Raw genomic sequence first — 18598 nt, forward strand, 5'->3', positions numbered from 1 at the left:
ACCGTCGGAAGGTCGTCACGCTTACGGACGCGCGCACAGAACTGCGCCATCACCAGAGAATCCGCACCCAGATCCGCGAAGAAGTCACCGTCCACCGGCACCCGGTCCGTATGCAGAACCCCGGCCAGCACATCGGCCAGCTGCGCCTCCAGATCCTGTGACGGTGCATCAGTGACCGTGCCGGAATCCCCTGCGTTCGGCTCGGGGGCGGCGGCGGGAAACTCAGCGGCCAGCCCATGGATCGTGGGGGTGCGGTAGATGTCCTTCATCGAAACCGTCGGAAGGTCGTCACGCTTACGGACGCGCGCACAGAACTGCGCCATCACCAGAGAATCCGCACCCAGATCCGCGAAGAAGTCACCGTCCACGGGAACCCGGTCCGTATGCAGAACACCCGCGAGTATCTCGGCCAACTGCGCTTCGGTGCCGATCTGCCCATTCTGTGGGGCAGCGGTGTCCACCAGAGCCGAGGAATCGGATGCAGCAGCATGTCCCTCAAAGCTGTTGCCCTTCACAACAGTTCCTCCCGAGGCATGGGGAACGTCTCGACCCAGGCGGCCCGCGTCCGGTGGATTCGCGTTCGGCCCGGAGGCGGGACCGACAATCCCCAAGCCATACAGACATGATCTGTTGTCGGTTCGTCGAACTGCGAGTACATGGTCGTTCACCTGCAGTCAGTGCGGTTCACGCCGAGATTTCCCCCGGTCCCACCGGACCGTGCATATCGGGGCTGATAACAGATGTGGCGGTCAAGGCAATTCCCCAGTGTAAACACTCCTCAACCCATCGAGTCCGGTCGGACGAGATATATCAGGCACGGGAGTTCGGAACCTGACAGCGCACCCGGCAGCGCACATGAATGCCGCTGCCCATCGCGGCTTCGAACGGCGCAGGCACCCCCGGTCGGCAACCCACCGCCGGCGGACACGACGCGCCCCCGCCGATCGGCGGGGGCGGTCCGGTCACCTGCCGGATGGTTGAAGCGACGGATTTCCCGGAGATTGGTGCCCAATGGGACGCGTCTCCGCTCCGGGCATGCCGTCCGCGACAGCCGCGGGCGATGCACCCGTCCGTACCCCTTCGACGGGGAGGATGATCGGTCTCGATGTCGCGCGTGCCCTGGCCATCTTCGGGATGTTCGCCGCGCACATCGGCCCCGAGCCATCGGTCGGTGGCCCGGTGGGCTGGCTCATGGAGGTGGCACGCGGCCGGTCCGCGGCCCTGTTCGCGATCCTGGCCGGGTTCACCCTGATTCTGCTCATGGGCCGTCCGCAGCCGCGCACAGGGCGGAGCGGACGCCAGGCGGCGGGCCGTGTCCTGATCCGCGCCGCGATTCTGATCGTCCTGGGTTACGCGCTGGTCCTGCTCGACACCGACGTCGACGTCATCCTGGCCTTCTACGGGCTGCTGTTCGTCCTCGCCCTCCCGCTGTACCGGCTGAGGGCGAGGACGCTGGCGATCATCGCGGCGTCGACCGCGCTCGTCCTGCCTCAGGTGCTGTACGTGCTGAGGGCGGCGGTCGACGGCGGAAGTTGGGCGGACACACTGATCGACCTGGATCCGCTGGCCCGGATCACCGACTCCGACGGGTTTCTCGAACTGTTCGTGACGGGTGAGTACCCGGCGCTGACCTGGTTCTCCTTCATCGTCGCGGGCATGGCGCTGGCCAAGCTGGACCTCTCGCGCCGCGACACCCTCGTCAAGCTGGCCTGCACCGGCGCGGCCCTCGCCGTGGCCGGCTACGGGGGATCGTGGCTCCTTCTGCACGTGGTCCCGGGAGCCCGGGCAGCGGTCAGCGCCGCCGCGGGCGGGGGCCCTGCCGCATCTGCGTGGTGGTCGGACGCCGTCGGTGAGGAGTTCGCCTCCGGGTATCCGGCGTGGCTGCTGGTCGCCGTCCCGCACAGCCAGACCACGTGGTCCATCGTGGGCAACACCGGTGTCGCGCTGACCGTCCTGGCCGTCTGCTGCCTCACCGTGCAGCTCACCAAGGGCCATCCTTGGCTGCTGGCTCCGCTCGCCGCGGTGGGCTCGATCTCCCTGACCGCCTACGTCGCCCATATCGTGGCGATCCATTTCCTGGGCGCCGACGAGCTGGAGGACCTGGACGGCTGGGCCCCACTGCCGGTGTTCCTCGGCTTCATCGTGGCGGCCACGCTGTTCGCCCTCCTGTGGACCCGCTACTTCCGGCGTGGACCGCTGGAGTACCTCCTCCATGCCGCCACAGCTCCGGCGCGCCGGATCACATGACCGACAGCTGGGGATACGTCCTCGGGCGGAGCCTGTCGGTCGGAGATGGCCGCTGCGGTCACCGGGCCGGGAGCGGTGTCGCCGGCACCGCGCCGCTCCACGCGGCGCGCCGGAGGCACCCCCGCCGATCGGCCGGCCCACCCCGCCACGTGGCCGCATTCGGCCTTCGGCACCCGCACGGCGGCTCTCGGCATGGTACGAATCGGACAGTGGTCCGGTGGCGAATGGAGCACACGTGATCCGGGTAATGGTGGTGGACGACGAGGCCCTGATCCGTACGGGCTTCCAGCGCATCCTCGACGCGGCGGACGACATCACGGTCGTGGCGGCGGTTCCCGGCGGCCAGGCGGTCGAGGCGGTGAAGGAGCAACGCCCGGACGTCGTGCTGCTCGACATCCGTATGCCCGACGTGGACGGACTCACCGTCCTGGCCGCCCTCCGCCGGATGCCGGAGCCGCCCATCGTGGCCATGCTCACGACGTTCGACATGGACGAGTACGTGGCGACGGCACTGCGCTCCGGCGCTGCCGGCTTTCTGCTCAAGGACACCGACCCCGAGGAACTGCCGTTCCTGGTGCGCGACCTCGCGGGCGGTGACAACGTCCTGTCCTCCAAGGTCACCCGGATGGTCGTCGACACCTATCTGGATGCCGGGACTCAGGAAGCCGCCGCCCGCAGCGTGGCCCGGCTGACCGACCGCGAGCGCGACGTACTGGTCCTCGTCGCGGAAGGGCTGTCGAACGCCGACATCGCCACACGGGTCCACCTGAGCACAGGCACGGTCAAGGACCATGTGAGTGCCATCCTCACCAAACTCGAGGTCGCCAGCCGCGTACAGGCCGCCCTGCTCGCCGAGAGGGCGGGGCTCCTCAAGCAGCCGCGGGACCAGGAGCGGGGATGAACGGCCGACGCGTTCCCGCCGTCCTCGTCGACGCCGCCCTCGTCGCCGTGGCGCTCCTCGATGTCTGGGCCCACCTCGATGCCGACGAGCCGCTGCGTCTGGCCTTCGCCGTGGGAGCCGCCTTCTCTCTTCTGCTGCGCCGCCGCCTGCCTCTGCTCACCTTCCTGCTCACCCTGCCGGCCATCCTGCTGTCCGCCGCGATCTTCGCCGGGCTGGTCGCGCTGTACTCGCTCGCCTCGCTGTCCCGGAATCGCGTCCTGCTCGGCTTCTGCGTCGTGGCGTACGCGATCTGTGACATGTCGTCGTGGCCGTCTCCGGAGATCGATCTGACGGAAACCTCGACCCTGATCACACTGGGCTACACCGCGGCGACGGCGGCCGCGGCCTGCTTCCTGGGTCAGCTCGTCCAGGCCCGGAGGGACCTGTCGCTGCGACTCACCGAGATCTCCCAGGCGCGTGACCACGAACGGATGCTGACCGATCAGACGGTGCTGGCCAAGGAGCGCGCACAGCTCGCCCGGGAGATGCATGACGTGGTCTCCCACCAGGTCAGCCTGATCGCGGTGCGGGCCGGGGCGCTCCAGGTCGGCAGCCGGGACGCCGAGGTCAAGGAAGCCGCGGCCACCATCCGGGGGCTCAGCGTGCAGACCCTGGAAGAGCTGCGACACATGGTCGGCGTCCTGCGCGCCTCCGGTGGGCGCCCCACGGAGCTGACCCCGCAGCCGTCCCTGGCAGACCTCCAGCAGCTGATCGACGGGAGCGGCATCGAGGCCGAGCTGCGGACGGACCTGCCCAACGGCCTCTCGCCGGCCGTCCAGCGCGCCATCTACCGCACCGTCCAGGAAGCGCTGACCAACGTACGCAAGCACGCGCCCGGCGCCGCGGCGACGGTGAGCATCCGCCACCAGGGCGGCAACGTGCGGGTCGCGGTCACCAACACTGCCCCGACCAGGCCCACGCTCCCCCTGCCCAGCGCGCAGTACGGTCTGATCGGCCTGCATCAGCGCGCCGCGCTCCTCGGCGGCACCGTCACCTCCGGCCCGACGGCCGACGGTGGCTATGAACTGCACCTGGAGCTTCCGGCCGAGGGCGGAGCGTGACCGGTCGGGACCCGATCCCCGGCCCTGAAGGCGTGTATGCCGCCGTGAGACCGCTTGATTCGGCGGCTTCATTCGGCCGGGCGGCGCGGCCGCGCCAGCCGGTCGGCGGGGGCAGTTCCGGACATCTGCCGGATGGTTGCCCGGGGACATCTCACCAACGCTTGTCCTATGACGCACACCCTGCCTTCGGCCGTAGCATCCGCTCCCGCGGATGACTCACGTGTCCGTGCGTCGTCGACAGGCCGGCTGACTGGCCTCGACCTGGCACGCGGTCCGGCGATTCTCCGCCTGCTCGCGGGCCCACTCCGGTCACGACCCGTCCACGGTCGGCCCGCTCGGCAGGCTGCCGGAGACGCCGCGTGGCCGCTCTGCGACGCCGCTCACCGCATGGTCAGGCTGTTCGCCCTCACCCGGACGAGGGTCGTCCGGCTTGCGTACCCGCTGCACACCGCCACCGAACCCGCCCGCCTGATCACCTGACTCGCGGGAGCCGGCCGACGTCGTCTCGGCCGGACAAAGGAGGTCAACGACATGACCGTCACCCTGACATTCCTGTGTGCGACCGCCCCGGCCCCCCTCACGGACACGCGCCTCGGCGACGGTCCCCGAAGCCGACGTGCCGTGCGCGGGGCGGCTGCGGCGATAGCGGCGCTTCCTCCCCATTCGCTTGCTGTGCGGTCACCCTCGACCCGCTGCGCGCTCACCGCGCACAGCCTTGGGCTGGAGACCGCGCGGGAACCGCGGTTGCGCGACCTCGACTACGGCAGGTGGTACGGCAGCACGATCGGCGACATCGTGGCCGACGACCCCTTCGGGCTCTCCGCCTGGCTCACGGACCCGGACGCCACACCCCACGGAGGTGAGTCGGTACGCGAGCTCTGTCGGCGGACAGCGCACTGGCTGAGCAGCGTCCCGTCCGATGCCGGGCACGTACTGGCCGTCACCGAGCCGGCGGTCATCCGGGCCTCGCTCGTCCATGCCATGGGCGCACCGGCACGAGCGTTCTGGCACCTCGATGTGCCGTCGTGCGTACTCTCCCTCACCTCGCGCGACGGCCGCTGGAGCTGGAGCAGCCGGCTCGGCTACATCGCTCCCGTACAGCGTTGGGCCTCGGACGTGGAACGTTCGCCCGCTGCCGGAAGCGGCCGGGACGAGAGTCTCGTCCCCCTGTGACCCGTCCCGCTGCGACCGCGGCCCGTCGCCCGCGACAGGGGCTGTGGTGCGCGGACCCGCGCCGATGACCGCCGGCGGGCGCGGCGAGGCGTGGGCCGATGAGCCTGCCGCAGGCGGCCGTCACATCGCTCGACGGGAGAGGTCCCTGCGTACTGTGATGGGCCGCGACCGCCCGCCGTGCCGACGGGCCGACCGCGGGAGCCGCTCTTGCCGGCCGAACGAACCTCGCACATCCGCCCGTTGATCGACACACGCCTGGTCCGGCGCCTGCTGGACACACAGTTCCCGCAGTGGGCAGATCTGCCCCTGGAACTGCTCGACGCGGCCGGGTCGGACCACGTGATCCACCGGTTGGGCACGGAACTGTCCGTCCGCCTCCCCCGCCATGCCGGAGCCATCGGGCAGGCCGTGAAGGAGTCCAGGTGGCTGCCCCGGCTCGCCCCTCATCTTCCTCTGGCCATCCCGGTACCGCTGGCAGTGGGTCGGCCGGACTTCGGATATCCCTGGCCGTGGGCGGTGTCCAGCTGGCTGGACGGCGAGGTGGCAACGGTCGAGGCGCTGGCCGACTCCTGCGTCGCCGCCGTGGAACTGGCGGAGTTCCTGGACGGTCTTCAGCGGTTCGAGGCCGGAGCCATCCCGGCCGAGGACGTCCGCGCGGCCCTCTCCGGCGGGTCACTGGCCGACCGCGACCGATCCACGCGGGCAGCCATCGCACAGGTCGACGGCGCGTTCGACGCCGCGGCGATGACCGCGCTGTGGGACGCGGCGCTCAGCGCTCCCGCATGGGACCGCGCGCCGGTCTGGTTCCACGGTGACTTCCACACCGGCAATCTGCTCACCGTCGACGGCCGCCTCAGTGCGGTCATCGACTTCGGCGGACTCGGCATCGGCGATCCGGCGTGCGATCTGACCATCGCGTTCACCCTGATGTCAGCAGGAAGCCGGGCAGCCTTCCGGGCCGCGCTGGATGTGGACGATGCCACCTGGACGCGGGGGCGCGGCTGGGCTCTGGCCACCGGTCTCAACGCCTACACGGCATACGCCGCCGTCGACCCCCGGGTCGCCGCGCAGACCACCCGTCAGATCACGCAGGCTCTCATCGGCGAGTGAGTTGCGTGACAAGGCGGCGGAACCTGCCGGCTGTGACGCGAAGAGCCCCGCGGATGCAGGAAGATGAGCGGACCGACGGTCGACGACGCGTCTCGTCACCGGCGGCCGTACATTCTGGAACCGAGCAGCAGGCGGCAACACGTTGACGACACATTGCATACCGGACGTACGACCCCTTCCTGATGCGGTGGGAGGCAGCCGGTGAACCGAGATCTCACGCCGCACGACTGGATCGTCGCGGGCATCTGGGTGGCCGTCGGTCTCGCGGCGGGCCTCCTGCTGCGCCTTCTCCTGCGCTGGCTGGGCAAGCACGCGACCCGTACGCGCTGGAGCGGCGACGACGTCCTCGTCAACGCGCTGCGGGCGCTGGTGCCGGTCGCGGCCCTCACGGGCGGGGTCACGGCCGCCGCGGCGGCGCTGCCGCTGACCGACCGGGTCAACCACACCGTCAACCAGGTTCTTTCGGGGCTCCTCATCCTCGCCGCCACCATCACGGCGGCGCGCGTGATCACCGGCCTGGTGCAGGCTGTCACCCAGTCACGATCCGGGGTCGCCGGATCGGCCACGATCTTCGTGAACATCACCCGCGTCGTCGTCCTGGCCATCGGTTGCCTGGTCGTCCTCCAGACGCTGGGCATCTCCATAGCCCCGCTGCTCACCGCCCTCGGCGTCGGCGGCCTCGCGGTCGCACTGGCTCTTCAGGACACCCTCGCCAACCTCTTCGCGGGCATCCACATCCTCGCCTCGAAGACGATCCAGCCGGGCGACTACATCCGTCTCACCAGCGGTGAGGAGGGCTACGTCGTCGACATCAACTGGCGCAACACCGTCGTACGCAACCTCTCCAACAACCTCGTCATCATCCCGAACGCCCAGCTGTCCAGCACGAACATGACCAACTACAGCCGCCCGGAACAGGAGATGACCCTGCTGGTGCAGGTCGGCGTCGCCTACGACAGCGACCTGGACCACGTGGAGCGCGTCACCTCCGAGGTGGTCGCCGACGTCATGAAGGAGGTCGAGGGCGCGGTTCCCGACCACGAACCCGCCGTCCGCTTCCACACCTTCGGGGACTCGCGGATCAGCTTCACCGTGATCCTCGGCGTCGGGGAGTTCAGCGACCAGTACAGAATCAAGCACGAGTTCATCAAGCAGCTGCACAAGCGGTTCCGTCTGGAGGGCATCCGCATTCCCTCTCCGGCGCGGGCCGTCACCCTCCAGCAGAACGGCGTGGCCATTCCGCCGCAGCGGGACGTGACGCTGCCGATGATCCCGTAGCCGACGCGGGCGGGGCCGCGGCACACTGCGGGTGTTGCCCCGGCCGGGCCGGCGCCTCTCGAGCGGCGCCGGCCGGACCGGCGACCAGGGCCCGCCCGTCAACTGCCCGCTGCTGTCACATGTGCCCTGCCTAACGGACCTCGACGAAGACCGGGTTCGAGTAGAACCACAGGTCGTCCCACGGGCTCTCCAGCCCGTCCGCGAGGGGTTCCGCCTCGTCGGTGCTGGTCCCGCGGACCCGGGCGTAGAGGTCTCCCTCCACATTGCGCAGTGTGTGCCGGATGACGTAGTCGTCACCCCGCTTGCGCCAGTCGCGCGGGCCGAAGCGCGCCACGACCTCGGTGGTCGGGTTGGTGTCGACGTCGAGCTGGGAACTCGGGCCGGTGACCTCACCGACGATCAGGTCCACACGCCGGACCTCAGGGCGGTCACCATTGGCGTTCTTCCCCTTCAGGGGCCGGAACGTGATCTCGATGTCGACGTCCGTACGATTGCGGCTGCTCACGGTCAGGGTCTCGCCCATGGCCGCTTCACGGTTGCGATTGCTCGCGGTGAGATCGAGGCTGGTGATCAGGTCACCCGTGCCGACCCAGATCCGACCGTTGCGGAGTCCGTCCATGATGTCGGCGTAGTCGTGGCGGGCAAGGACGTGGGTCTTGCTGTACTCGCCCGGCCAGAAGTCGGCGCCGCCGCGCGTCCAGTGCACATGCGAGTCCGAGGTCGCGGTGATCCACCAGCGACGGCCCTCGCCGAGGAGGGAGTCCCACAGTCCCCCGACACGGGCTGTCATCTGGTCGAAGCCGCCGTGGGTCGGGTAGTTGCCGTAACCCCCGCGCGGGCCGCCGTTGAGCGGGCCCGCCTGGTGGCCGGGAGCGCCCTCGAAGCCGACGTAGATGTCCGGCGCCGTGTTGTTGCCGTTGCGGAACTCCCGCGGGGTGTCCTGGCCGTACACGCCGAGCCCGGTGGCCGACCGGGACGTGTGATGCGCGATGACCAGGGGCTTGCGCGGCATGTCCTTCGCGGCCTTCAGGAACTCGATCATCTTGGCCTCGGTGTCGCGGCCTCGATCGGCGGGGAAGGCGTCGTGCTTGGCGAAGCGGCTTTCCAGCTCGAAGAGCTGCTGGGCCTCGTCACGGTGGTGCGGGATCATCAGGGTGTGGTGGTCCAGTGCCGGAGCGTCGAACTCCATGCCCCAGAACTGGAGGACTCCGGGGACGAGCACCCGTGAGCGGAGCAGGTCGGGATAGGCCTGTTCGATGTTCACCTTGGAGTGCGTCGGTCCGCCGTGGTCGGTGCACATCACCCAGCTGAGACCGAAGTGCTTGGCCATGATCGCGTTGGTGACGATCGGGTAGACGGCGTCGGCACCCTTGTGGAAGGTCGGCGGGTTCGTCGACGTGTCGAACTCGCCGCTGTACTCCGAGTGCACGTGGTGGTCGCCGGCTCGCCACACCCGTCTGCGCGCATCACCGGGTCTGGAATCGCTGCGGTCTGCCTCGCTTGCTGCCGCCTCTCCGGCAACGGCGAGCGGGCTCGCGGCCGCCAACGTCGCTCCGACACCTGCGTACTTGACCAACCGACGACGTGAGATCGCTGACATCTCAGGATCTTCGCTGCTCTTTGCCCTCACGGTGAAGCCTCTCGATCAGCTGCTGGGAGCGACTGACCGAGTCTCGAAGAGGTATCCGAACAGGGGATGAACGCGGAGCGGAAGGGTCGCGAACAGCCGGACGCACGGCACGCCACGACTGTGCCGGCCGCACCACGGTCCGGCCGCCACAAGGTCTCTGACCTGCTGTCAGGTCTTCTGCGGCTCCCCCGACCGCTCCTTCGTTCGCGACGACCTACGGAGCGACGGGCAGCCGGCGCTTGTGATCCGTGAGGCGGTAACGGCTGACGATCGCCTCGACGGTCCGCTCGTCCACCGGCTTGCCCTCCAGGAAGTCGTCGATGGCGTCGTACGAGACCCCGAGTGCGTCCTCGTCGGCCTTGCCCGGGTCGAGGGTCTCCAGGTCGGCGGTCGGGATCTTCCACACCAGTTCGGTGGGCGCGCCCAGCGCGTCGGCGACGGCACGCACCCGGCGCTTGGTCAGTCCGGTCAGCGGCACGAGGTCGGCGGCGCCGTCGCCGAACTTGGTGAAGAACCCGGAGACCGCCTCGGCAGCATGGTCGGTGCCGACGACCAGACCGTCGTGGGCGCCGGCCACCGCGTACTGGGCGATCATGCGCTGCCGGGCCTTGATGTTGCCGAGCACGAAGTCCTGGTGGTGGTCGTCGCGGAAGCTCACGTCCGCGGCCAGCGAGGCCTCGAGCGCCGCGTCGCTCGCGGGCTTGATGTTCACGGTCAGTACCTGGTCGGCGCGGATGAAGGAGAGCGCGAGCCGGGCGTCGTGCTCGTCGGCCTGGACGCCGTAGGGCAGCCGCATGGCGTAGAAACGCGCCTCGTGCCCGGCTTCCCGGACCCGCTCGACGGCGAGCTGGCACAGCCGCCCGGCCGTGGTGGAGTCGACGCCACCGCTGATGCCGAGCACCAGGGAGCGCAGACGGGTGGTGGTCAGCTGCTCGGCGAGGAAGGCAACCCGGCGTTCGATCTCCCGCTCGGCGTCGAAGGTCTCGCCGACCATGAGTTCTCGGGCGATCTCCTGCTGCAGGGCGTTGGACGCCGGCTGGCTGCTCACTTCTGCTCCTTGTCGCGGTTCACGATGCGCTGTCGCCCGCCCACCCTACAGAGCGCCTTCCGGCAGGTCAGGGCCGATCCGGGCCGGTCCCACAGGCCCCGGCACAGGAGTGCGTGGCCGCCCCTCTTCTCAGCGGTACACACGCCGCGCGTGCCGGATCTTCAACCGCCCGAACCCCATGGCCCCGGTGATCCGGATGGTCGGCCCGCCGGGGCCGGAGCGCCGCGGGGGCTGGTAGAGCGTGTCCTTCCACCCGGTGGTCAGGCCCTCGATGTCGACGATCACGTCGCGAGGCACGGTGATCTTGGCCTTGCCGGTGCCGAGTTGCAGCTCGATGTCGATCACGGGGTCTTCGATGACTGCCCGGGACAGGTCCAGGTGCACCCTGCCGAACGCGGAATGGACCTTGAGGATCCGCGGCACCCGCCATGCCCCGCGCCGCTTGATCCGTCCGCCCGCGGCGCCGATCGTGGACGTGGTGGCCGCCTTCTCCGCCGGGAGTGAGCCCAGGGCCGTCACGAGTTCGCTGCCCGTCGTGGCAGTGAGCACCCGGCCGAGGCGCTCGTCCATCTCCTCGTGCGAGATGTGCCCTTCGGCGTACGCCTCTTGCAGCCGCAGCACGGCAGAGTCGCGGTCGCCGTCAACGATCGGTCGCGTCGGGTCTTCGGGGAGGGACGTCACCGTTCCAGCCTAAGGGCTGTCCCGTCACCCACCGCCCGGTGATTCGGACACTCGGCTGATGCACTGTCCGAGCCCGGTCCCACGGGCCGTCGGCAGGTCCCGGGTACCCGAATCCGGCATGATCCCTACCTGGGCCGGAACCACAACCGAGAGGGGCAACGCCGTGAGCGACTGGCAGCTGACCGAGACCTTCCGCAGCACCTCCGGCGACGTCCGCTGGGACCGCCTCGGACAATCCGGCCGGCAACCGGTGGTCCTCCTCCACGGCACACCCTTCTCCTCCTACGTTTGGCGCGCCGTCGCCCGTTCCCTCGCCCGCCGTCACGAGGTGTTCGTGTGGGACATGCCCGGTTACGGGGCGTCGGAGAAGTCCGCCGGCCAGGATGTCTCCCTGGCCGCCCAGGGCAGGGTCTTCACCGAACTCCTGGCGCACTGGGGACTGGAAGAACCGCTGGTGGTCGCCCACGACTTCGGCGGTGCGGTCTCCTTGCGGGCGCATCTGCTGCACGGCGCCCGCTACCGCGCCCTCGCGCTGGTCGACCCGGTCGCGCTGGCGCCGTGGGGATCCCCGTTCTTCCGGCTCGTCGGCGAGCACTCCGATGTCTTCGAGCGACTGCCGCCCGCGCTGCATCACGCCCTGGTGCGGGAGTACGTGAGTTCGGCCAGCAGCCCCGGGCTGCACCCGGCAGTCCTCGACCGGCTCGTCGAGCCCTGGCTCGGCGACCTCGGCCAGCCGGCCTTCTACCGGCAGATCGCGCAGGCCGACCAGCTCTACACCGACGAGGTGCAGGACCGGTACGCCGGGATCGGTGTCCCGACCCTGGTGTGCTGGGGCCACGACGACACCTGGATTCCCATGGCGAAGGGACAGGAGCTCGCCGCCCGCATCCCGGGCGCCCGGTTCGAACCGATCGCCGGTGCGGGCCACCTCGTCCAGGAGGACGCGCCCGCCGAACTCACCGCCGCGCTCATCGACTTCCTGTCCCGCGCCGACGGGTAGGTGCGCGCCCTGCGGCAGACTCAAGGATGGGACACGGTCTGGAAGCGACGGCGGTATTCGGTCGGGCTGGTGTTGAGGGTGCGGCGAAAGGCTCGGATCAGGGTGTCGATGGTGCCGAACCCGCATGCCGACGCGATGCGGTCCAGCGTGTCGTCCGTCGATTCGAGCTGGTGGCGCGCCAGTTCGACGCGGGCGGATTCGATGTAGGCGGCGGGAGTCATCCCGAGCTCCGCGCGAAAGACGCGGGAGAGCTGCCGCTCCCCCAGATGCGCGGCTTCGGCGAGATCGGCAACGCTGATCGGCTGTCGCAGGTTCTCATTGATGTAGTGACGGATCTCCTCGATCCGGCGGGTCGTGGAGACCGGTTCGAGAGGGACCGAGAACTGACTCTGCCCGCTGGGGCGCTTCAGGTACATCACGAGCTGCCGCGCGACGCGCAGCGCGGTGCTCTCGCCGAAGTCCTCGGCCACCAGGGCGAGGGCGAGATCGAGGCAGGCGCTGATCCCGGCTCCGGTCCACACGTTTCCCTCGCGGATGAAGATGGGATCCGGGTCGACGCGCACAGCGGGGTGATCGGCGGCGAGCTGCGGCGCGGTGGACCAGTGCGTGGTGGCGCGCTTGCCGTCCAGGAGCCCCGCGGCGGCCAGGAGGTGTGCCCCGACGCACACCGAGGTGATACGACGGGACCGTGCGGCGAGGGCCTTCACCCGCGCGACCACGTCACGGTCGACGACGGCGCGGATGCGGCGGTTGCTGTCGATGGTGACGGACCCGGGCACCAGGACCGTGTCGATGGCCTGGGCGACGGCATCGGCGAACGTGATGTCGGGCATGATCCGTACGCCCGTGGAGGTGGTGACCGGATCGAGGGTCTCGGCCGCGAGCAGGACCCGATAGCCCGTGGCATCGTCGGTTTCCCGCCGGACCAGGGCGAACACCTCTGGTGGGCCGGTGACGTCGAGAAGATCGACACCCTCGAAGAGAACGATCACGACAAGGCGTTCCACAGTGCGCACGGTGTCCCCCAGGGCCGGGCTCCGGTCATGTCCGAACCTGCAAGTTACATGACATTGCCGTCACTTGAGTGGGCGTCATAGCGTCAGGAGCGCGGCCTGCCGGACGGGGCGGGCCGCACTCCATCGCCCCATTGCAAGGGATAGCCCATGTCTTCAACCACGCTCCGCCAGCTCAACGGATTCGACGACACACCCGCGAAGCTGGCCGATTCCACCCTGATCCTGGTCGACTACCAGAACACCTACACGCAGGGCGTGATGGAGCTGGAGGGCTGGCAGACCGCCCTCGACGCCGCCGCCCTGCTCCTGGACCGGGCCCGTGAAGCCGGAGCGAAGGTCATCCACGTGGTCAACGACGGCGGCGAGGGCACCCCGTACGACATCCGCGCCGAGATCGGCAGGATCCACCCGTCCGTGGCCCCGGTCGGCGAGGAGCCGACCGTGGTGAAGGAAACCCCCAACGCCTTCCACGGGACCGACCTCGGCAAGCTGGTCGACGACGCCGGGAACAACGATCTCGTCATCGCCGGGTTCATGACGCACATGTGTGTGCAGTACACGGCGGCCGGGGCGTTCCTGCGCGGCAATCGCCCGACGGTCGTCGCCGACGCGTCCGCGACCCGCCCCCTCACAGCCGCGGGCAAGGGCGTCACGACCGAACAGCTCCACAACGGGGCGCTGGCCACCATCGAGGACCTGTACGGCGTCGTCGTTCCCACCGCTGCCGAGCTGGGCTGATCACCATGACCGAGACCGGGAACCGGACAGAGAAGAAGCCCTCGGCGGCTCGCGTGGGCGTCGGACTCGTCGCAGCCGCGGCCGTCGGCGCCGCGGCCGTGTTCGGCGGCATCCAGCTGACGGACGACGAGAAGGACACCGCACCTGCCGTGTCCGCCAAGGCGGCGGCCGGCACCGCCGTGGACCTGTCGGGGACGACGACGCTCCGCACGCTGAACAAGCTCCCGGCGAAGCCTGCCGCCCTCAAGGACTCGACCCTGATCCTCGTCGACTACCAGAACACGTACACCAAGGGGACGATGGAACTGGAGGGTTGGAAGCCCGCGCTCGACAAGGCCGCCGATCTGCTGAAGCGGACCCGAGCGGCCGGCGGGAAGGTCATCCACGTCCAGAACGACGGCGGAAAGGGGACCCCCTACGACGTCACCGCCGACATCGGCAGGATCCACCCCGAGGTCGCGCCGATCGACGGCGAGCCGGTTGTCACCAAGAAGGTCCCCAACGCCTTCGTCGGCACCAACCTCGGCGAACTGGTCGACAAGGCCGGTAACAAGAACGTCGTCATCGCCGGATTCATGACCCACATGTGCGTCACCTTCACCACCGAGGGCGCGTTCCTGCGCGGCAACGCTCCCACGGTCGTCGCCGACGCCTCCGCGACCCGGCCCCTGCCCACTCCCGCCGGCGGCGTGTCCGCCGCGCAGGTACAGCAGGGCGCGCTCGCGACCATCGGCGACCTCTTCGGGCTGGTCGTCGAGTCCGGCTCCGAGCTGACCTGACCGCCCATCCAGCCACCGGCTCCGCCCTCCCCCCTTCTCCCCCCGCTGGGGCGGAGCCGGCATCTCCCCCCACCGCACGACCGTCTTCGTCCCCGTCCGGGGCCGAGGGCAAGCACATCCACAAGGGAGAAGAAAGCACGTGGCTACGCGCAGAAGTTTCCTCGGCACGGCCTCGGCTGTCGGTGCGGCAACGCTCCTCACCAACGGCACGGCCTTCGCCGCCGAGGACGCCACAGCTCTGGCAGCCGTCACCGAGCGGGAGGCGCGGGACTCGATTCTCGCGGTCAACGCGGGGATGCGTTCCCACTACGCGGCACTCAAGGCCGAGCTGATCAAGCAGCTCAGCCCGGTCATGGTCGTCCAGAACGACAACAAGGGTGGCAGGTTCACCCTGATCCACGGCGGCAAGCAAGAGGCCGTCCAGCCCGTCTCGGAGATCTTCGAGATGGCCAAGTCCATAGCCCACGTTCCCCTGGGCATCTTCTCGGTCCTCGCCGCCCATCTGGGTGAGAAGGTGCCCAACGTCCCCAACGCCGCCCGGATCGATCCGCACGACCTGGCCATGGTGTCCATGAAGACCGGGACCGGCTGGATCACCCCGCTGCTGGAGTACCAGAAGACCCTCGGGGTGGCGAAGACCAACCTCAAGGACGCGGCCCTTCCGGCAGGGCTGACCACGTCCTGCGACGAGCTGCTCAACAAGGCGAACACCTTCATCGACACGGCCGTCAAGACCAAGACGTTCGACATGAAGTCCTACCAGGACTTCGCGAAGGCCGCGTTCGCCAATGTCGGCGTCAACATGGAACACGCCTCAGCCGCGCAGATCGCCGGGGTACAGGCCCTGCTCAAGAAGTGGCGGGCCCAGATCGGCGAGGCCGCGTGGGCGGACCTGTACGTGGGTGTTCTGTCTCAGTGGACGACGTCCGTCCTGAACCAGAACACCATCATCATCAAGCCGCACATGAACGCCAAGAAGGTCGACACCCACCTGATCGACTTCCCGACCACGTCGCCGCCGGCCGACCCGGTGTTCACCGTCCTCGACAACATCGCGCGCATCGTCCAGGACAACATCGCCGCCGAACTGGTGTTCGTCTCCGACACGGTGATCGCCGACGCCCTCAAGGGCAAGCAGGACCTGCTGTCCACGGAGATCCTCGAACAACTCGAGAAGCCCCTCTCCGCCTTGTCGGCGACGCCGGCCGCATTCGCCACGACCGGGGCGGCAGCGATGACCTGCCCGGTCACCGGGCGGACGGTCGCCCAGGTCTGATCCGCCGTCCTCTGCCACTCACCGCAGAGGATCAGCAGGGCTCCGGGGGGAGACCAACACGGCACCACTCGTGCCCACATACGACTTCGCCCGGCCCCCAACCCGATCGGTTGGGGGCCGGGCCGCTCTGCCGCACAGCACGACAACAGGGGGAACCACAGCATGTCCGCACACCAGCGAAGAATCCGCGCAGGCCGCCTCTGGATTCTCGCGGGGATCGTCCTTCTCTCCATCAACCTGCGTCCCGCGATCACCGGCACGGCACCGGTCCTCGGCGAGCTGAGAGCCCGCTACGGACTGGACGACACCGGAGCCGCCGTCCTCACGACGCTGCCCGTCCTGTGCCTGGGCGTATTCGCGTCCCTCGCCCCGCCGCTCGCCCGCCGCGTCGGCACCGAACCCGCGATCGTCGCCGCCCTCGGCCTCATCACCGCCGGTATCGGACTGCGCGGGCTGGCGTCACCGCTCGCCCTCTACTCGGGAACGGTCCTCGCCGGCACCGGCATCGCCATCGGCAACGTCCTCCTGCCGGCCATCATCAAGCACCGATTCCCCATCCGCACCGGCACACTCACCGGGATCGCCATGACGATCATGGCCGCTTCCGGAGCTGTGGCAGCCGGACTCGCCATCCCTCTCGACGAGACGGTCGGCTGGCATCTCGCTTTCGTCGCCTGGGCGTTGCCCTCGCTGGCAGCCGCGCTGCTGTGGGTTCGCAACGCCCGCGCGGTTCGGTACCGGCTCATCCCGGTCTCCCGGGGGCGCCACGCCCGCCGCCCCGATTCGGTGCCCGCCGACGCACAGCCCACCGGTCGTCTGTTGCGCTCTCCGCTGGCCTGGTCCGTCGCGGGATTCCTCGGAGCCGTGTCGTGCACGTTCTACGTGCTGGTGTCCTGGCTCCCGATGATCCTCCAGGACTACGGCTACACAAATTCCGAGTCCGCGGCGATGCTGTCCGTCATGATGCTCGCCGGCATCCCCTTCGGGTTCGTCATCCCTCTCGCTGCCACGCGACTGACCGACCAGCGACCTCTGCTCCTCGCTGTCCTGGCCGTCATGGCCTCGGGACTCGGCGGCCTGGTCGTCGCCCCCGCCCACGCCTGGACGTGGGTACTCGTCACCGGCGTCGCCACCGGCAGCGCCTTCCCTCTCGCGATCATCCTGCTCGCCCTGCGCTCGCCCTCACCCCCCACCACAGCACGCCTGTCCGGCATGGCGCAGACCGTCGGCTATCTCCTCGCCGCTCTCGGACCCCTCACGACGGGTCTCCTCCGCAGCGCCACCGGCAGCTGGCAGACACCACTGCTCGTCCTTCTCGTGCTGCTGGTGCCCAAGACCGTCCTCGGCCTCCACGCGGCCCGCCCGGGCCTCGTCCACTCCCGGATCGGCGCCACCGGAACCAGTCCTGACGCGGATACCACGCTTGCCCTCAGCAGCAGGTGAAGGAGCGGCCCACTCCTGCGTGTTGGTGGGCAGGAGTGGCCACGGCAGTGGCGGCGCCTGCCCGCCCCGGCCGTTGCGACATGGCGGTGACCTGCAACCACGACCTGGGGTTGAGGTTGCTGCAGACGCACCTCAGGCGACAAGCCTGCCGCAGGGAGGGCTCGGCCTTCTCTCGGGCCTTGCGTTGGGCAGTGCCACGCCCGAGTCGCCTCGGTCACCGGTAGGAGCGGCTACTTTCCACAGCGCCGGGGCCCGACGCATCCACCAGGGCCCAGGGTGGGGCGCTCGGAGACGGGCTCCGAACCGGGTGCATGCCGAAGGCGAGGGGCGAGCTGGGCGTGGGCGACCTCGCCAACTCGCCCACCCAGAGGCGTACTTGACAGGGGCATGGCCAGTACGCGGTGATGGGCACGTTCCGAATCCCCCGGGAGACTCGGCAACTGCCCACCGGACTCAGTCCGTTCAGCAGTCGCCGTCCTCTCCCGCACTTTCGGTTCCGCATGGAGCCGAGCCCCCACGAGTGAAGGGACAGCAATGCCGCACTCCCTATGGTTGAAGGCCGCCGGCGCCGCCGCAGCGGTCACCCTGATCACGGCACCGACGGCGAACGCCGCGTCGGCGCCTGAGCCTGTCGAGTCGAGGAACTCCGCAGCCACCGTGACGCTCCGCTACGACGACAGCCGTGCCGCCGGCTGGGAGGCGGCGATCGCAGCCGGGGTCGCCGCGTGGAACTCGAACGTCGACAACGTCAAGCTGGTCGAGGCCGCGCCGGGAACCCGGGCCGAGATCCAGATCGTGGCCACGAGCGGCTGGCCGCAGGCGACTCTCGGACCGGTCCGTCCGGGCGGTCAGGCCCGCGTCGAACTCGGCAGCCAGGCAGTCACCCAGGGCCACGACAAGATCCGTATCGCAGCCCACGAGATCGGCCACAACCTGGGCCTGCCCGACACCAAGCCCGGCCCGTGCTCCCAACTGATGTCGGGTTCGAGCGCGGGCACCAACTGCAAGAACGCGGTTCCGAACGCGGCTGAACAGGCCCGCGTGGAATCCGCCTACGCCAACGGCGTCGTGCGCACCCCGGCCGACGGACGCATCCTGGTGGATGCGCCCTAGCCGGTAGGCCCACCACAAGGCGAGGTGCCTGACCCGAATTACGGGGTCAGGCACCTCGCCCGCTT

17 protein-coding genes are annotated in these 18598 nt (G+C 69.5%); 12 read left to right on the forward strand and 5 right to left on the reverse strand.

Translation table 11 applies throughout. The annotated features are described in order from the left end of the window. The coding region (locus ACFWU3_RS24665; protein WP_384441640.1) for a phosphopantetheine-binding protein at nt 1-464 on the reverse strand (464 nt) is incomplete at its 3' end. A gap of 571 nt (nt 465-1035) precedes the next feature. Here ACFWU3_RS24665 and ACFWU3_RS24670 point away from each other — a divergent pair. The 6 genes from ACFWU3_RS24670 to ACFWU3_RS24695 all read left to right on the forward strand — a co-directional run bounded on the left by ACFWU3_RS24670 (nt 1036) and on the right by ACFWU3_RS24695 (nt 7809). Beyond that, nucleotides 1036-2247 (forward strand): DUF418 domain-containing protein, encoded by a 1212-nt coding sequence (locus ACFWU3_RS24670; RefSeq protein ID WP_384441512.1) that lies wholly within the window; start codon nt 1036-1038, stop codon nt 2245-2247. Between the two features lie 235 nt (nt 2248-2482). Then, nucleotides 2483-3148: a response regulator gene (locus tag ACFWU3_RS24675; RefSeq protein ID WP_384441515.1), complete on the forward strand. Its 666-nt coding sequence runs from the start codon at nt 2483-2485 to the stop codon at nt 3146-3148. Beyond that, nucleotides 3145-4248: a sensor histidine kinase gene (locus ACFWU3_RS24680; RefSeq protein WP_384441518.1), complete on the forward strand. Its 1104-nt coding sequence runs from the start codon at nt 3145-3147 to the stop codon at nt 4246-4248. The genes ACFWU3_RS24675 and ACFWU3_RS24680 overlap by 4 nt, the downstream gene beginning before the upstream one ends. Nucleotides 4249-4779: 531 nt before the next feature. Beyond that, nucleotides 4780-5421 (forward strand): histidine phosphatase family protein, encoded by a 642-nt coding sequence (locus ACFWU3_RS24685; RefSeq protein WP_384441521.1) that lies wholly within the window; start codon nt 4780-4782, stop codon nt 5419-5421. 207 nt (nt 5422-5628) lie between these two features. After that, the gene (locus ACFWU3_RS24690) at nt 5629-6531 is read left to right on the forward strand and encodes an aminoglycoside phosphotransferase family protein (protein WP_384441524.1); all 903 of its coding nucleotides are present in this window, start codon (nt 5629-5631) and stop codon (nt 6529-6531) included. A 201-nt stretch (nt 6532-6732) separates the two neighbouring features. Next, on the forward strand, nt 6733-7809 hold the full coding sequence (locus tag ACFWU3_RS24695) for a mechanosensitive ion channel family protein (RefSeq protein WP_384441527.1): 1077 nt from the start codon (nt 6733-6735) through the stop codon (nt 7807-7809). 130 nt (nt 7810-7939) lie between these two features. Here ACFWU3_RS24695 and ACFWU3_RS24700 read toward each other — a convergent pair whose 3' ends face one another. From ACFWU3_RS24700 to ACFWU3_RS24710, 3 genes are all read right to left on the reverse strand, one after another. Next, entirely contained in the window at nt 7940-9409 is a 1470-nt protein-coding gene (locus tag ACFWU3_RS24700) for a phosphoesterase (protein ID WP_384441530.1), read from the reverse strand. Nucleotides 9410-9653: 244 nt separating this feature from the next. After that, nucleotides 9654-10487: an ammonia-dependent NAD(+) synthetase gene (gene nadE / locus ACFWU3_RS24705; RefSeq protein WP_384441534.1), complete on the reverse strand. Its 834-nt coding sequence runs from the start codon at nt 10485-10487 to the stop codon at nt 9654-9656. A 129-nt stretch (nt 10488-10616) separates the two neighbouring features. Further along, the gene (locus ACFWU3_RS24710) at nt 10617-11168 is read right to left on the reverse strand and encodes a DUF1707 domain-containing protein (RefSeq protein ID WP_384441536.1); all 552 of its coding nucleotides are present in this window, start codon (nt 11166-11168) and stop codon (nt 10617-10619) included. A gap of 163 nt (nt 11169-11331) precedes the next feature. Here ACFWU3_RS24710 and ACFWU3_RS24715 point away from each other — a divergent pair, with 163 nt between their 5' ends. Then, nucleotides 11332-12168: an alpha/beta fold hydrolase gene (locus ACFWU3_RS24715; RefSeq protein WP_384441539.1), complete on the forward strand. Its 837-nt coding sequence runs from the start codon at nt 11332-11334 to the stop codon at nt 12166-12168. A gap of 20 nt (nt 12169-12188) precedes the next feature. On the opposite strand, the gene ACFWU3_RS24720 is transcribed toward ACFWU3_RS24715, so the two are convergent. Continuing rightward, on the reverse strand, nt 12189-13184 hold the full coding sequence (locus ACFWU3_RS24720) for a GlxA family transcriptional regulator (RefSeq protein WP_384441542.1): 996 nt from the start codon (nt 13182-13184) through the stop codon (nt 12189-12191). A 147-nt stretch (nt 13185-13331) separates the two neighbouring features. On the opposite strand from ACFWU3_RS24720, the gene ACFWU3_RS24725 reads away from it, so the two are divergent. From ACFWU3_RS24725 to ACFWU3_RS24745, 5 genes are all read left to right on the forward strand, one after another. After that, on the forward strand, nt 13332-13922 hold the full coding sequence (locus ACFWU3_RS24725) for an isochorismatase family protein (RefSeq protein ID WP_384441545.1): 591 nt from the start codon (nt 13332-13334) through the stop codon (nt 13920-13922). Between the two features lie 185 nt (nt 13923-14107). Then, on the forward strand, nt 14108-14701 hold the full coding sequence (locus tag ACFWU3_RS24730; protein ID WP_384441643.1) for a cysteine hydrolase family protein: 594 nt from the start codon (nt 14108-14110) through the stop codon (nt 14699-14701). A 139-nt stretch (nt 14702-14840) separates the two neighbouring features. Then, nucleotides 14841-15977, forward strand: a complete 1137-nt coding sequence (locus ACFWU3_RS24735) for a hypothetical protein (protein WP_384441548.1) — start codon at nt 14841-14843, stop codon at nt 15975-15977. Between the two features lie 162 nt (nt 15978-16139). Continuing rightward, on the forward strand, nt 16140-17420 hold the full coding sequence (locus tag ACFWU3_RS24740) for a CynX/NimT family MFS transporter (protein ID WP_384441551.1): 1281 nt from the start codon (nt 16140-16142) through the stop codon (nt 17418-17420). A gap of 534 nt (nt 17421-17954) precedes the next feature. Beyond that, nucleotides 17955-18533 (forward strand): snapalysin family zinc-dependent metalloprotease, encoded by a 579-nt coding sequence (locus tag ACFWU3_RS24745; RefSeq protein ID WP_384441554.1) that lies wholly within the window; start codon nt 17955-17957, stop codon nt 18531-18533. Nucleotides 18534-18598: the final 65 nt, after the last annotated feature.

Origin of the sequence: Streptomyces sp. NPDC058685, assembly GCF_042714725.1 — a bacterium.
In the GTDB taxonomy this organism is placed as follows: Bacteria; Actinomycetota; Actinomycetes; order Streptomycetales; family Streptomycetaceae; genus Streptomyces.

Bases quoted from the DNA above. Each gene is read 5' to 3' on its own strand.
- ACFWU3_RS24680 (WP_384441518.1), top strand. From the start codon at position 3,145: ATGAACGGCCGACGCGTTCCCGCCGTCCTCGTCGACGCCGCCCTCGTC.
- ACFWU3_RS24740 (WP_384441551.1), top strand. From the start codon at position 16,140: ATGTCCGCACACCAGCGAAGAATCCGCGCAGGCCGCCTCTGGATTCTC.
- ACFWU3_RS24745 (WP_384441554.1), top strand. From the start codon at position 17,955: ATGCCGCACTCCCTATGGTTGAAGGCCGCCGGCGCCGCCGCAGCGGTC.
- ACFWU3_RS24670 (WP_384441512.1), top strand. From the start codon at position 1,036: ATGCCGTCCGCGACAGCCGCGGGCGATGCACCCGTCCGTACCCCTTCG.
- ACFWU3_RS24700 (WP_384441530.1), bottom strand. From the start codon at position 9,409: ATGTCAGCGATCTCACGTCGTCGGTTGGTCAAGTACGCAGGTGTCGGA.
- ACFWU3_RS24725 (WP_384441545.1), top strand. From the start codon at position 13,332: ATGTCTTCAACCACGCTCCGCCAGCTCAACGGATTCGACGACACACCC.
- ACFWU3_RS24685 (WP_384441521.1), top strand. From the start codon at position 4,780: ATGACCGTCACCCTGACATTCCTGTGTGCGACCGCCCCGGCCCCCCTC.